The 14,276-nt window shown below is 56.3% G+C and carries 13 protein-coding genes; 8 read left to right on the top strand and 5 right to left on the bottom strand.

Going from position 1 to position 14,276, the window contains the following annotated elements:
- The first annotated feature begins 119 nt into the window (after positions 1 to 119).
- Genes rho through ACR0FE_RS07985 form a run of 6 tightly spaced genes read left to right on the top strand, consistent with a single transcriptional unit; the run spans position 120 to position 6,916 of the window.
- On the top strand, positions 120 to 1,391 hold the full coding sequence (gene rho, locus ACR0FE_RS07960) for a transcription termination factor Rho (protein WP_170619061.1): 1,272 nt from the start codon (positions 120 to 122) through the stop codon (positions 1,389 to 1,391).
- A gap of 30 nt (positions 1,392 to 1,421) precedes the next feature.
- A complete protein-coding gene (mnmE, locus tag ACR0FE_RS07965; protein WP_480912228.1) occupies positions 1,422 to 2,708 on the top strand; it encodes a tRNA uridine-5-carboxymethylaminomethyl(34) synthesis GTPase MnmE in 1,287 nt (428 codons plus the stop codon).
- Between the two features lie 12 nt (positions 2,709 to 2,720).
- On the top strand, positions 2,721 to 4,589 hold the full coding sequence (gene mnmG, locus ACR0FE_RS07970) for a tRNA uridine-5-carboxymethylaminomethyl(34) synthesis enzyme MnmG (protein WP_480912230.1): 1,869 nt from the start codon (positions 2,721 to 2,723) through the stop codon (positions 4,587 to 4,589).
- Entirely contained in the window at positions 4,586 to 5,206 is a 621-nt protein-coding gene (gene rsmG / locus ACR0FE_RS07975; protein ID WP_480912231.1) for a 16S rRNA (guanine(527)-N(7))-methyltransferase RsmG, read from the top strand. The genes mnmG and rsmG overlap by 4 nt, the downstream gene beginning before the upstream one ends.
- Entirely contained in the window at positions 5,199 to 6,002 is an 804-nt protein-coding gene (locus ACR0FE_RS07980; protein WP_321249902.1) for an AAA family ATPase, read from the top strand. Before rsmG ends, ACR0FE_RS07980 begins: the two co-directional genes overlap by 8 nt.
- A 20-nt stretch (positions 6,003 to 6,022) precedes the next feature.
- The gene (locus tag ACR0FE_RS07985; protein WP_480912234.1) at positions 6,023 to 6,916 is read left to right on the top strand and encodes a ParB/RepB/Spo0J family partition protein; all 894 of its coding nucleotides are present in this window, start codon (positions 6,023 to 6,025) and stop codon (positions 6,914 to 6,916) included.
- Here the strand turns inward: ACR0FE_RS07985 and ACR0FE_RS07990 are convergent.
- The 4 genes from ACR0FE_RS07990 to rph are packed head-to-tail and all read right to left on the bottom strand — an operon-like array spanning position 6,906 to position 9,731.
- A complete protein-coding gene (locus ACR0FE_RS07990; protein ID WP_170612749.1) occupies positions 6,906 to 7,259 on the bottom strand; it encodes a YbaN family protein in 354 nt (117 codons plus the stop codon). The genes ACR0FE_RS07985 and ACR0FE_RS07990 overlap by 11 nt on opposite strands.
- A 3-nt stretch (positions 7,260 to 7,262) precedes the next feature.
- Positions 7,263 to 8,417, bottom strand: coding sequence for a radical SAM family heme chaperone HemW (gene hemW, locus ACR0FE_RS07995; RefSeq protein WP_480912237.1), 1,155 nt, complete (start codon positions 8,415 to 8,417; stop codon positions 7,263 to 7,265).
- Entirely contained in the window at positions 8,407 to 9,021 is a 615-nt protein-coding gene (gene rdgB / locus ACR0FE_RS08000) for an RdgB/HAM1 family non-canonical purine NTP pyrophosphatase (protein ID WP_480912240.1), read from the bottom strand. Before rdgB ends, hemW begins: the two co-directional genes overlap by 11 nt.
- Entirely contained in the window at positions 9,018 to 9,731 is a 714-nt protein-coding gene (gene rph, locus ACR0FE_RS08005; RefSeq protein ID WP_170612743.1) for a ribonuclease PH, read from the bottom strand. The genes rdgB and rph overlap by 4 nt, the downstream gene beginning before the upstream one ends.
- A gap of 112 nt (positions 9,732 to 9,843) precedes the next feature.
- Between rph and hrcA the strand changes: the two genes are divergently transcribed.
- Both hrcA and ACR0FE_RS08015 read left to right on the top strand, forming a co-directional pair.
- Complete coding sequence (gene hrcA, locus ACR0FE_RS08010) at positions 9,844 to 10,908, top strand: heat-inducible transcriptional repressor HrcA (RefSeq protein ID WP_170612741.1); 1,065 nt, start codon at positions 9,844 to 9,846, stop codon at positions 10,906 to 10,908.
- A 10-nt stretch (positions 10,909 to 10,918) separates the two neighbouring features.
- Positions 10,919 to 11,482 (top strand): nucleotide exchange factor GrpE, encoded by a 564-nt coding sequence (locus ACR0FE_RS08015; protein ID WP_480912243.1) that lies wholly within the window; start codon positions 10,919 to 10,921, stop codon positions 11,480 to 11,482.
- 57 nt (positions 11,483 to 11,539) lie between these two features.
- On the opposite strand, the gene mutS is transcribed toward ACR0FE_RS08015, so the two are convergent.
- A complete protein-coding gene (gene mutS, locus ACR0FE_RS08020) occupies positions 11,540 to 14,155 on the bottom strand; it encodes a DNA mismatch repair protein MutS (protein WP_480912460.1) in 2,616 nt (871 codons plus the stop codon).
- Positions 14,156 to 14,276: the final 121 nt, after the last annotated feature.

A 14,276-nucleotide genomic window follows, 5' to 3' on the forward strand; every position in this document is an offset into this window, starting at 1 on the left:
CCTGTTTGACTCCGCCAGCCGTCGCGCTTATGTAGGGATCAACACGCCCGTCCGGGCGGCGTATCTTCCGTACTGAAATTCCACTTCGTGCCGCGATGCCAGCGGTGAAGGTATATATCATGACAACTGAAGCCCTGAATCTGGCTGACCTGAAAGCCAAAAGCCCCAAAGATCTTCTGGCGATGGCCGAAGAACTGGAGATTGAAAACGCCTCGACCATGCGGAAAGGCGAGATGATGTTCCAGATTCTGCGCGAACGCGCGGATGATGGCTGGACCGTTGGCGGTGATGGTGTGCTTGAAGTGTTGCAGGACGGTTTTGGCTTCCTGCGCTCGCCCGAGGCGAACTACCTGCCGGGTCCGGACGATATCTATGTCTCGCCTGACATGATCCGCCTGCACTCGCTGCGGACCGGGGACACGGTTGAAGGCGAGATCAAGGCACCAGATGAGAACGAACGTTATTTTGCGCTGACCAAGGTCACCAAGATCAACTTCGAAGATCCTGAGAAGGCCAAGCACAAAATCCTGTTCGACAACCTGACGCCGCTGTATCCGGATGAGCGTCTGAAGATGGAAATCGAAGATCCCACCATCAAGGACAAATCGGCGCGTGTCATCGACCTGGTGTCCCCCATCGGTAAGGGTCAGCGTTCGCTGATCGTGGCGCCGCCACGGACCGGTAAGACGGTGATCCTGCAGAACATCGCGCATTCGATCGAACAGAACCATCCTGAATGTTATCTGATCGTCCTGCTGATCGACGAACGCCCGGAAGAGGTGACCGACATGCAGCGCTCGGTGAAGGGCGAGGTTGTATCCTCGACCTTTGACGAACCGGCGACTCGCCACGTCGCCGTGTCCGAGATGGTCATCGAAAAAGCCAAGCGTTTGGTCGAGCATAAACGAGATGTTGTTATTCTTCTCGACTCGATCACAAGACTTGGTAGGGCATTTAACACAGTAGTGCCATCCTCAGGTAAAGTTCTGACCGGTGGTGTGGATGCAAATGCTCTGCAACGTCCCAAGCGATTCTTTGGTGCGGCGCGGAACATTGAAGAGGGTGGTTCGCTGACCATCATCGCAACCGCCCTGATTGATACCGGCAGCCGGATGGACGAGGTTATCTTTGAAGAATTCAAAGGTACAGGCAACTCGGAGATCGTTCTGGATCGCAAGATCGCGGACAAGCGCGTGTTCCCGGCGATCGACATCCTCAAGTCGGGTACTCGGAAAGAGGACCTGCTGGTCGACAAGGGCGATCTGGCCAAGACATTTGTTCTGCGACGCATCCTCAACCCGATGGGCACCACCGACGCGATCGAATTCCTGTTGTCGAAGTTGAAGCAGACCAAGACAAATGGCGAGTTCTTCGACTCGATGAATACCTGACACAGGTCTTAACCGACGCGAGGCCTTCGAATGGATACGATATTCGCCTTGGCCAGCGCGCAAGGCAAAGCAGGGGTGGCGGTCATCCGCCTCTCTGGTCCACAGGCGCATAAGGCCGCGGCAGAACTGACCCGCGGTACATTGCCTTCCCGCGGCATGCACCTCCGATCCCTGTATGCGCAGGACGGTGGGCGGTTGGATGATGGCCTTGTCCTGACCTTCGAAGGACCGGCCAGCTTTACCGGCGAAGATGTGGCTGAGCTGCAGATCCATGGCAGTACGGCTTCAGTGAACGCCGTTTTGCGCTGTCTGTCTGATATGGAAGATCTGCGGCTGGCTGAACCCGGAGAGTTTACGCGCAGAGCGTTGGAAAACGGCAAGATGGATTTGACGCAAGTCGAAGGTCTGGCCGATCTGATAGACGCGGAGACCGAAGCTCAGCGTAAACAGGCGCAAACGATTTTGGCCGGTGAATTGGGTGTTCTGGCCGAGCGCTGGCGTCGTGACCTTATCCGCGCCGCGTCCTTGTTGGAGGCGGTTATCGACTTTGCCGATGAAGACGTGCCGACAGATGTTACGCCTGAGGTGCGGTCGCTTGTATTGGGTGTCATGGATGACCTACGCCGGGAAGCGGAAGGCGTAAAAATAGCCGAACGAATCCGAACAGGATTTGAGGTGGCCATCGTTGGTCTGCCGAATGCGGGCAAATCCACTTTGCTGAATGCCTTGGCCGGGCGGGAAGCTGCAATAACCTCGGAATTTGCCGGAACAACCCGTGATGTGATCGAGGTTCGCATGGATCTTGCCGGGTTGCCGGTCACATTGCTGGACACGGCCGGGTTGCGCGAAACCAAGGACCACGTAGAAAACCTAGGGATCGAACTGGCGCGAAAACGCGCCGAAGCTGCTGATTTGCGAGTATTTTTGGCTGATTCTCCGCAAGATCTGGGTGTTCCGATGAGCAAAGGAGATATCCATGTCTTTCCTAAATCCGACCTGCGTTCACATTCAAAAGGAGGAATATCAGGGAAAACCGGGGAAGGGATAGATCAGCTAATCTCCCAGATATCGTGTGTCTTGGCGCAGCGATATACCAGCCATGGTATCGCCACGCGCGAACGGCACCGTGTATCGCTGAACAAAGCTCTGCAATCCTTGTCCTACGCAACAAGCGTTCTTGAATCAGGCCCGGATCTGTATGATATCGCAGCCGAGGAACTACGCTCAGCCATACGCGCCCTTGAATCACTGGTCGGCAGAATAGATGTAGAAAACCTGTTGGATGAAATATTCTCCAGCTTCTGCCTTGGTAAGTAGGGAGTGTTTCACGTGAAACATTCAATGTTTGATGTCGTCGTAATTGGTGCCGGTCACGCCGGAACCGAAGCCGCACATGCCGCAGCCCGGTTGGGTGCCACCACCGCATTGGTCACCTTGTCTGAAACGGATATCGGGGTAATGTCCTGCAATCCGGCAATCGGCGGGCTGGGCAAAGGGCATCTGGTTCGGGAAATTGATGCCCTGGGGGGCGTCATGGGTCAGGTCGCCGATCAGGCTGGTATTCAATTTCGCCTGCTTAATCGCCGCAAGGGTCCGGCCGTGCAGGGGCCCCGAACACAGGCTGACCGCGCGTTGTATCGGTCCGCCATGCAAGCGACAACGAAAAGACAGGAAAACCTGTCCGTGATTACCGGGGAAGTCGTCGATTTCCTGATGGATGGATCACGAGTTGCCGGAGTTCAGCTGGCTGATTCATCAGAGATTCACGCAAAAACTGTTATTCTGACCTCAGGTACTTTTCTTCGGGGCGTGATACATATCGGAGATGTGTCAAAGCCCGGAGGTCGGATGGGGGACCGGCCATCGGTGAAACTGGCGGAGCGCCTGGACGGATTTGATCTTCCGATGTCACGTCTCAAAACCGGGACACCACCGCGATTGGACGGCAGAACCATCGATTGGTCGGGACTGGACGAGCAAAAGGGTGATGAAGATCCAACATTCTTTTCGTTTCTGACAAAAAGGGCTGCTGCTCCACAGATTTCATGCGGGATCACCCATACCAACGAACGTACCCACGAGATAATTCAAAACAATCTGTCCCGTTCGGCGATGTATGGCGGTCACATAGATGGCGTTGGGCCCAGATATTGCCCGTCGATCGAAGATAAAATCGTTAGGTTTGCTGACAAGGATTCCCATCAGGTTTTCCTTGAACCAGAAGGTGTAAAAGACCACACAATCTACCCGAATGGAATTTCGACATCTCTGCCTCAGGATGTTCAACTGGCCTATGTGCGGTCCATAAAGGGACTTCAGGCCGCTGAAATACTACAACCTGGATACGCGATCGAATATGACTACGTGGATCCACGTGTTCTGACGAGTTCACTGTCTTTGCCTGATGTACCGGGTCTATATCTTGCGGGTCAGATTAACGGTACCACAGGATATGAGGAAGCGGCGGCACAAGGTATGGTCGCAGGTCTGAATGCGGCCTTGGAAGCGCAAGGGCGGGATCCGGTACACTTTACAAGGGCCGACAGCTATATCGGTGTCATGATCGACGATCTAACAACGCGTGGTGTGGCAGAACCCTATCGAATGTTTACATCCCGGGCAGAATTCAGGCTGTCCCTTCGTGCTGACAATGCAGATCAACGGTTGACACCCATTGGGATGAAAATGGGTTGCATCGATGAACGTCGAAGAATCCAGTTTGAAGAAAAAGTTCAAAAATTGGATCAGGTTAAGTCGCGCCTGAAAGAACAAAGCTTCACGCCAAAGGAAGTGCGAGCTGCGGGAATCAATGTCAACCAGGACGGAAACCGCAGGGATGGAATGGCAATCCTAGCCTTCCCAGATGTCAGTTTTCCGGGCTTGATCCCGCTACTCCCGGATCTTGAACAGGTCGAAGATGAAATTCGGTTGCAGGTCGAGCGAGACGCGCTTTATGCGAATTATATCGCGCGCCAGCAAAGGGATGTCGAAGCTATGAAGCGGGATGAATCCTATGAAATCCCACGAGATTTCGACTATTTCGGGATGGACGGGCTTTCTTCAGAGATGAAGCAAAAACTCTCGTCAGCAAGGCCCGAAAATATCGCACAGGCCAGCCGGGTCGAAGGCGTTACTCCTGCCGCTCTGGCACTGGTTCTTGCAAAACTAAGGCGCAGCCTGAAGGCCCGGAAAGCATGAGTTCAGAGTTTGCCTTGTTTGACGGGCTGAATGTTTCACGTGAAACATTTGCTCGGTTTGAGACCTACGTAGATTTGGTGAATCGCTGGAACCCTAAGATCAACCTTGTTTCGAAAAACAGTCTTTCGGATATCTGGACACGCCACATCCTGGACTCCGTGCAGGTATTCCGTTGTGTCAAGAGCTTTGGGCATTGGGTGGATCTGGGTAGCGGAGGGGGCTTCCCGGGCATGGTTTGCGCACTTATGGCCATTGATGAAGCACCTGATACCAGATTTACTTTCCTGGAAAGCGATCAGCGAAAATCGGCTTTCTTGCGAAACGTAGCCCGCGAATGCGGGGCAAATTGCACTGTAGTTTCTGAGCGGATCGAGTTGGCGGAACCTACCGGGGCAGATGTGCTATCCGCCAGAGCATTGGCCGATCTGAGCAAGTTATTGTCGTTCTGCGACAGGCATTTAGCCGATTCCGGCGTAGCGCTGTTCCCAAAAGGCGTAAACTGGAAAAAAGAACTGGAAGAAGCGCGAGAGGAATGGAATTTTGGTGTTGAGCCAATTAGAAGTTTAACCGAACCCCAAGCCGTTATCCTTAAGGTCAAAGGAGTATCACGTGGTTGATCTGTCTCGCCCGATAGGGCCTCGGATAATTGCGGTTGCCAATCAAAAGGGTGGGGTAGGGAAAACCACAACAGCGATCAACTTAGCGGCAGGCCTCGCCGAAGCGGGGTGTAAAGTTCTGGTTGTGGACCTTGATCCGCAAGGGAACGCATCAACCGGTCTGGGCGTCGAGGATCGCGACTGGACGACCTATGACCTGATTCTTGACGATGCTCCGCTGGAGGCGGTGATCCAGGAAACGGAGATTGACGGGTTGTTTGTTGTCCCTGCCACTGTCGATCTGAGTTCAGCCGACATTGAGCTTATTTCCAATGAAAAACGCAGCTATCTGCTTCACGATGCGCTACGTCAAACCGCAATTGACAAATTTGAGTTGGATTATGTGCTGATCGATTGCCCGCCGTCCCTGAATTTGCTGACGGTCAACGCCATGGTTGCGGCCCATTCGGTGCTGGTTCCGCTGCAAAGCGAGTTCTTCGCACTTGAGGGGCTGTCTCAGTTGATGCTGACTATTCGAGAGGTTCGCCAGACCGCAAATCCGGACCTGAGAATCGAAGGTGTTGTGTTGACCATGTATGACAACCGCAACAACTTGTCCCGCCAGGTTGAAAAAGACGCGCGTGACAATCTGGGTGAGATGGTATTTAAAACCAAGATACCCAGAAATGTTCGGGTCAGCGAAGCGCCGTCTTATGCGTTGCCGGTCTTGCAGTACGACTCGGGGTCTCTGGGGGCGATGGCCTACCGTCATCTGGCCCGGGAAGTCATGCAAAAAAATAACAGAGCCGCAGCCTAAGTAGCAGTGAGGAGGCCGACGTGAACGTCAAAAAAACAAAATCCCGGGGATTGGGGCGGGGATTGTCGGCCCTTATGGCTGATGTCGCAACTGAAACAGATGGGCGCGGCTTTTCTGAATCCCGCCGCCCTGATCTCAAGGTTCCGATCGAAAAACTGCGTGCGAACCCGAACCAGCCACGCCGGACTTTCTCAACCGATCAATTGGATGAACTTGCGGCGTCGGTTAAAGAAAAGGGCATCATCCAGCCGCTGATCGTGCGCCAGATCAATGGTAGCGAGTATGAGATCGTTGCGGGTGAGCGACGGTGGCGGGCCGCACAGATGGCGCAGCTGCACGACATCCCGGTCATTGTTCGGGACTTTGACGATACCGAGGTTCTGGAAGTTGCCATCATTGAAAACATCCAGCGCGCTGATCTGAACGCGGTGGAAGAGGCCGCTGGCTATAAACAGTTGATGGATCGCTTTGGTCACACGCAGGAAAAGCTTGCAGAAGCCTTGGGCAAAAGCCGCAGCCACATTGCCAACCTTCTACGCCTTCTGTCTCTGCCAAATGATGTACAAACCCTTGTTATTGAAGGGAAATTGTCTGCAGGACATGCAAGGGCGCTGATCACGGCCGAAAACCCGTCTGAATTGGCAAAAATTGTCGTCCGAGATGGGTTGTCTGTACGAGCAACCGAAGCTTTGGTCAAAAAGAAGCAAGACGGTCCGGCAACAACGACACCCAGGGCCAGAAATCTGGATGCGGGCAAGGATGCGGACACCCGAGCGCTGGAAAAGGATCTTTCGGCAATCCTTGCGATGAAGGTGTCCATCAATCACAAGGCCGGAACGGAATCGGGTCAGGTTGTCTTAACCTATGAAAACCTGGATCAGTTGGACGATTTGTGCGCCAAGCTCAGCCGTTAGGCCGGGTCCAGATGAAACCCATCACTCCGCCCAGAACCAGGGCCTGAATGATCAGGACGTGGGCTGGTAGGGAAAGCAGAACAGACAATCCAAACACGGCGGCAACCGACAAAGTTGCCGCCTTTTTCGCGGCCGGGCGGATGGCACCGGAGCTTTGCCAATCCAGAATCATTGGGCCAAAGGTCCTGTGGGTGATCAGCCAATTGTGCAACCGGGATGAGGAGCGCGCGAAGAAAAACGCTGCAAGCAGCAAGAACGGCACCGTTGGAAGCAACGGCAGGACAATCCCCACAACCGCCAGTGCCACGCATAGCAACCCCAGTCCGGCCCAAAGAAACTGCATGCGCTACTCCAACAATTCGCGGATCACGGCGTTCAGCACCGCGCGACCGTCTTTGGTTGCAAAAAGTCGGTTTTGATCACGTCTGATCATCCCGTAGGACTCGAGCTCATCCAATTTGTCCGGATTCAACGGGGCTTTGGAAAGGGTTGCGAACCGGTCCATGTCCAGCCCCTCGGCAATGCGCATCCCCATCAAAAGGTATTCATTTGCCTGATCTTTTGATGACAGGGCGGTTCGGGACTTTTCGCCATTGCCGCTCAAAGCAGCCGTCAGCCACCTGGTCGGAGACAAATAGGTTTCTGTCGCCATCTTTTGCCCAGATAGCGTCAGGCGCCCATGTGCACCGGGGCCAATGCCGACGTAATCTCCGTACCGCCAGTATATAAGGTTGTGTCGGGATTCCGCGTCTGTGCGGGCATGATTTGAAATCTCGTATGCCGGCAGACCATGAGCTTCGCAAATCTCCTGCGTGGCCAGATACATGTCTGCCGCACTGTCATCTTCCGGAAGCCCGCGCAGTTTGCCGACTGCATAGCGGTCACCGAAAGCCGTGCCTTCTTCGATTGTGAGTTGATAAAGCGACAGGTGGTCCACCGCCATATTCAGTGCTTCGGTCAACTCCGATTTCCACGCCTCCAGCGTTTGGTGCTGGCGGGCATAGATCAGGTCGAAGCTGACGCGGTCAAAACAATGACGGGCAATGTCGAACGCCGCTTGCGCTTCGGCTACTGTGTGAATGCGCCCCAACCGGCGCAGATCATCATCGTTCAGGGCCTGAATGCCCATCGAAATGCGATTGACCCCGGCGTCACGATAGGCGGCAAAGCGTCCGACCTCGACCGAACCGGGATTGGCTTCCAGTGTAATTTCAAGGCTGTTAGACGGGCGCCACAGGCTGCGCGCCTGCTCGATCACACCAGCAACGCTTTCCGGCGCCATCAAAGATGGTGTTCCGCCGCCAAAGAAGATCGTGTTCAGAACCCGGCCTGGCGTTTCGGCGGCCGAGCGGGTCAGCTCAGCAAGAAACGCCTCAAGCCATTGTTTTTGATCTATATTTCTAGAAACATGGCTGTTGAAGTCACAATAGGGGCATTTGGCCTGGCAAAAAGGCCAATGCACATAAAGGCCAAAGCCCCCGTTGCGCCAATCATCCGCCAAAGCAGCCTTTCACGAACATCTCCACCGCGCGCCCACGATGGCTGATCTTGTTCTTTTCCCAACGGTCCATTTCGGCAAAGGTAATGTCGTATCCGTCGGGGACAAACATCGGGTCATACCCAAATCCGCCTTCGCCACGGATGGGCCAGACCAGGTGGCCGGGTGCGATACCTTCGAACACTTCATCATGTCCGTCGGGCCAGGCCAGAACCAGCGTGCTGCGGAATTGCGCGATCCTGGGGTAGGGCGCGTTTTTTTCCTCCAGCTCGTTATGCGCGCGGGTCATCGCCATAAGGAAGTCGCGTCCGTTGCCGGTTTCGGCCCAATCGGCGGTGTAGACGCCCGGCGCGCCGTCCAGCGCGTCGATGGTAATTCCGGAATCGTCCGACAGGGCAGGCAGGCCGGTGGCCTTGGCAGCGGCATGAGCCTTGATCCGGGCGTTGCCGACGAACGTGTCCTCGGTTTCTTCCGGTTCGGGAAGATCCATTTCACCGGCGCCCACGACGGACACTCCAAAGGGTTCGAGAAGATGCGCCATCTCCTCGAGCTTGCCTTTGTTATGCGTGGCCACCAGCAGCCTGTCGCCGTCGAACTTGCGGGTCATGCGGCGGCGGCCTTTTGTGCTGCAGCCAATTCAGCCACGCCCTTTTCCGCCAAATCCATAAGCTGGTCCATCTGAGTGCGACTAAAGACAGACCCTTCGGCACTCATCTGTACTTCAATCAGTTTGCCCGACCCGGTCATGATAAAGTTGCCATCGACGCCGGCTTCGCTGTCCTCGGGGTAGTCCAGATCCAGTACCGGCTGGCCTGCGTATATACCGCAAGAAACAGCCGCGACAGGGTCCACCAGGGGGTCCGAGATCACATCGCCAGTTTTCATCAGTTTGTTGACTGCCAAACGCAAGGCAACCCATCCACCGGTGATCGAAGCGCAGCGAGTGCCGCCATCGGCCTGGATCACATCACAGTCCACGGTGATCTGACGCTCGCCCAGCGCAACCCGATCCACACCGGCGCGCAGGGCGCGGCCGATCAGGCGCTGGATTTCCACGGTGCGCCCGCCTTGCTTGCCCGATGCCGCCTCGCGCCGCATTCTTGTATTGGTAGCACGGGGCAGCATGCCGTATTCGGCTGTGACCCAGCCAAGGCCCGAGCCTTTGATAAAGGGCGGCACACGATCCTCGATCGTGGCGGTACACAACACATGGGTATCGCCCATCTTGATCAGACAGGAACCTTCGGCATGTTTGGTAAAGCCCGTTTCAATTGAAACCGGCCGCATTTCGTTTAGATCACGTCCAGAGGGTCGCATTGAAAATCCTTTGTTTGCTGGCTTGGGGATAACGCCCCCTTGGCTTACGATGCAACCCCGATTGACCTTTCAATTGCCTGCGATTTAATGACGACCCAGCAGGGGACCGCCGATGAGCGAAGCAAGTAAAATTCTGAACGAGATGAATGACCGATCGCGCGAAGTGTTCCGGCTGATCGTTGAGAGTTATCTGGACAGTGGTGAGCCCGTAGGCAGCCGGACCCTGACTCGCACCCTGTCGGAAAAAGTCAGCGCCGCGACCGTGCGCAACGTGATGCAGGATCTGGAGTTTTTGGGCTTGCTCGACAGCCCGCATATCAGTGCTGGTCGGGTGCCCACGCAAATGGGCCTGCGGATGTTTGTCGATGGTCTGCTTGAGGTTGGCGATCTGAGAGCGGATGACCGGCAAAAGCTGGATGAGACATTAGGCTCTAACGCGGGTGATGTAGGGGGAATGCTGGACCGGGTCGGCTCCGCCTTGTCACACGTGACACATGGCGCATCACTGGTTTTGACCCCAAAGCACGAATCCGAGATCAAGCATATCGAGTTTGTATCGCTGGCTCATGACCGGGCCCTGGTGGTTCTGGTTTTTGCGGACGGACATGTTGAGAACCGGCTGTTCACACCACCGCCCGGTCAGACACCCAGTTCGATGCGGGAGGCTGCAAATTTCCTGAATGCGCTGATTGAGGGCCGGACGCTGAGCGAAGTGCGGCGCCAGATGCAGACCCAGATCGATGCGCGGAAGCAGGAAATCGATGTGCTGGCGCGCGGGATGGTCGAAAGCGGCATGGCCGCCTGGGACGGCGATGCGGGCGACTCGGCCCGTTTGATCGTGCGGGGGCGGGCGAATCTGTTGGGGGAGACCGGCGCGACCGAGGAACTGGACCGCATTCGAACGCTGTTTGATGACCTGGAACGCAAGCGGGACATCGCGGAATTTCTGGAACTGACCGAAGAAGGCGAGGGTGTGCGCATTTTTATCGGCTCAGAGAACAAACTTTTCTCACTTTCGGGTTCCTCTTTGGTGGTGTCTCCATATATGAACGCTGATCGTAAGATAATTGGTGCGGTCGGGGTCATCGGGCCCACGCGTCTGAATTATGGACGGATCGTGCCGATCGTGGATTATACGGCGCAACTGGTCGGCAAGCTGATATCCGACCGGAGCTAGAGGGTAAGAGATGGCAGAGCCCAAGAACGAAGAATTTCTGGATGATATCGCAACCGCCGAGGCGGAAGAACTTGCTGAGGAGCTGATGGATATCAGCGAAGAGGCGCTGGAGATCGATGCGCTGCGCGCTGAGCGGGACGATTTCAAGGACAAGTTCATGCGCGCCCTGGCGGATGCAGAAAACGCGCGCAAGCGGGGCGACAAGGCGCGCCGCGATGCGGAACAGTATGGCGGTTCGAAACTGGCCCGTGACATGCTGCCGGTATACGACAACATGAAGCGCGCGCTTGAGACTGTGACGGATGAACAGAAAGAGGTTGCCGCCGGTCTGATCGAAGGCGTTGAACTGACCATGCGGGCCTTGAAGGACGTGTTCCAGAAGCACGGAATCGAAGTGATCACGCCCGAGGTTGGCGACCGGTTCGATCCGAATGTGCATGAAGCGATGTTCGAAGCCGCGGTGCCGGGGACTCGTGCGGGTGATATTATTCAGGTTTCGGCCGAGGGGTTCATGCTTCATGACCGCCTGCTGCGTCCGGCGCAGGTCGGGGTATCGTCGATGCCTGCGAACTGATTGGCTTCTTTGAAGCCAAGCCTTCGGCGAGAGTATTTTGAAAAGATGAAGGGGCGGTCAGGATCTGGCCGCCTCTTTCAGTTTGTAGATCAGGTCGAGTGCGTCCCGCGGGGTCAGTTCGTCCGGCAGAACTTGATCCAGCAGGTCGGTAACGGGCGAGGCTTTCGGTGCCGGTGGCGGTGGAGGTGGCGCAGCCGAAAACAAAGGCAGGTCGTCGATCAGGGCCTTTTGTTTGCCGCCTTCGCGTTCGGTTTTTTCCAGCTGGTCCAGAACAATGCGGGCCCGTTCGACCACAGATGCCGGCAGTCCGGCGAGCTGCGCAACCTGAACTCCGTAGGATCTGTCGGCTGCACCCTTGTGAACTTCGTGAAGGAAGATGACTTCACCCTCCCATTCCTTGACGGCGACAGTCGCGTTTTCGACGCCTTCCAGTTGTCCGGCAAGAGCGGTCAGTTCGTGGTAGTGCGTGGCAAACAAGGCGCGGCACTGGTTGGCGGCGTGCAGATGTTCCAGCGTGGCCCATGCGATGGACAGACCGTCATAGGTGGCGGTGCCGCGACCGATTTCATCAAGAATGACCAGCGCGCGGTCATCCGCCTGATTGAGGATGGCGGCGGTCTCGACCATTTCGACCATAAAGGTCGAGCGTCCACGGGCCAGATCGTCTGATGCTCCGACGCGGCTGAACAACTGGCTGACAAGACCGATATGCGCCTGTTCAGCGGGGACATAGCTGCCCATCTGGGCCAGCAAAGCAATCAGTGCATTCTGGCGTAGAAACGTTGATTTACCGGCCATGTTTGGACCGGTCAGCAGCCAGATGGCCGCGCCGCCATTGGCGCTGAGATCGCAGTCATTCGCGATGAAGGCGTCACCGCTTTGCTGGCGTAATGCGTGCTCGACAACCGGATGTCTCCCCCCCTGTACATCGAATGTACGCGAGGCGTCGACTTGCGGGCGACACCAGTTTTCACCACGCGCCAGATCCGCCAAAGCGGTGGTCAGATCCAGTTCAGCCAGCCCTCGTGCCGCCTGGTTTAGGCGCGCGGCTTTGTCCAAAATTTCGTCAGAAAGTCTTTGATAGAGCCGCTTTTCGATCTCCAGCGCCAGATTTCCTGCGTTCAGGATGCGGGTTTCGATCTCAGACAGTTCAACCGTGGTGAAGCGTACTTGGTTCGCGGTCGTCTGGCGGTGGATATAGGTTTCACTGAACGGCGGGCTCAGCATCTTCTGGGCATGGGTGGCCGTCGTTTCAATGAAGTAACCCAGTACATTGTTGTGCTTGATCTTTAGTGACGTGATGCCGGTATGTTCCGCGTATTTCTGCTGAAAGCCCGCGATGACCGAGCGGCCTTCGTCGCGCAGCGTACGGGCCTCGTCCAGCTCTGTGTCATACCCCGGGGCGATGAAACCACCGTCGCGGGCCAGCAGCGGGGGTTCTGCGACAAGGGCTTCATCAAGCAGGTTCAACAGGTCGTCGAAACCAACCAGATTTTGCAACGCCGTCGCCAGAAGGACAGGCAGGTCCCGGTCCGCACAAAGCTCGGCAATTGCCGCTGCCTGTGTCAGGCCGTTGCGAATGGCCGCGAGATCGCGCGGACCGCCGCGATCCAGTGACAGGCGAGACAAGGCCCGATCCAGATCAGAGGTTTTCCTCAGCGCCTCGCGCAGGTCCGAAGCGATCAGGCTGTCTTCGGCCGCAAAATTCACTGCGTCCAACCGCCCATGGATGACATTCAGATTGCGGGAGGGGCTGGAGAGGCGTTGTTCCAGCAGTCGAGCACCGCCCGGTGTCACGGTTCGGTCGACCACAGACAGCAGAGAGCCAGCGCGGCCTCCAGACATGGATCGGGTGAGTTCCAGATTGCGCCGAGTTGCGCTGTCGATCTGAACAACGCGGTCTTCGGATTCCTTGAGCGGGGTCTGCAGCAGCGGCAGTTTGCCCTTTTGTGTGATTTCCAGATAGGCGATCAGCGCGCCCATGGCCGAAATCTCTGCGCGCCCAAAACTGCCGAATGCGTCCAGGGCGCTTACGTGAAACAATCCGCAGATACGCTTTTCCGCCGCGGTGCTGTCAAAGCTGGCGCGCCCGATCGGGGTTAGCGAGACACCAAGATCACGGGCAGGTTCGTTCAGTTTGTCCTGAACTCCATCGGCCACGATCAACTCGGATGGTGCCAGCCGGGCCAGTTCAGGGCTAAGGCGCACCGAGGTCAAAAGCATCACGTGAAACGCCCCGGTCGAGATATCGGCCCAGGCCAAGGCGGCTCCATCCCGGACCTCGGCATAAGCGGCCAGAAAGTTGTGGCGGCGAGCCTCCAACAACGCGTCTTCGGTCAACGTGCCGGGTGTAACAAGACGCACAACATCGCGCTTTACGACCGATTTAGAGCCTCTTTTCTTCGCTTCCGCCGGGCTTTCCATCTGCTCGCAGACGGCGACTCGGAAACCTTTTCGGATCAGTGTCAGCAGATACCCTTCGGCGGAATGCACGGGCACGCCGCACATGGGGATGTCGGCTCCGTTGTGCTTGCCACGCTTGGTCAACGCGATATCCAGCGCCTCGGCGGCGTTGACGGCGTCTTCAAAGAACATCTCGTAAAAATCGCCCATGCGATAAAACAGCAGGGCGTCGGCATGGGCCTCTTTGATTTCGAGATATTGCGCCATCATCGGCGTGACTGTGGACAAGGCTGATCCCTTCTGGCGTATTCCGGACGCGACCTTACAAATCCCGCATCTTCTGTAAAAGCCGAAAACTCATTCCCGTTGAGGCGCGCGTTCTCCTGCGCTA

Source organism: Ruegeria sp. K7, from assembly GCF_056531785.1.

Coding starts and splice junctions, on each gene's coding strand:
- rph (WP_170612743.1), bottom strand. CDS start 9,731: ATGCGACCCTCTGGACGTGATCTAAACGAAATGCGGCCGGTTTCAATT.
- rho (WP_170619061.1), top strand. CDS start 120: ATGACAACTGAAGCCCTGAATCTGGCTGACCTGAAAGCCAAAAGCCCC.
- rdgB (WP_480912240.1), bottom strand. CDS start 9,021: ATGACCCGCAAGTTCGACGGCGACAGGCTGCTGGTGGCCACGCATAAC.
- rsmG (WP_480912231.1), top strand. CDS start 4,586: ATGAGTTCAGAGTTTGCCTTGTTTGACGGGCTGAATGTTTCACGTGAA.
- hrcA (WP_170612741.1), top strand. CDS start 9,844: ATGAGCGAAGCAAGTAAAATTCTGAACGAGATGAATGACCGATCGCGC.
- mnmE (WP_480912228.1), top strand. CDS start 1,422: ATGGATACGATATTCGCCTTGGCCAGCGCGCAAGGCAAAGCAGGGGTG.
- ACR0FE_RS07990 (WP_170612749.1), bottom strand. CDS start 7,259: ATGCAGTTTCTTTGGGCCGGACTGGGGTTGCTATGCGTGGCACTGGCG.
- ACR0FE_RS08015 (WP_480912243.1), top strand. CDS start 10,919: ATGGCAGAGCCCAAGAACGAAGAATTTCTGGATGATATCGCAACCGCC.
- mutS (WP_480912460.1), bottom strand. CDS start 14,155: ATGATGGCGCAATATCTCGAAATCAAAGAGGCCCATGCCGACGCCCTG.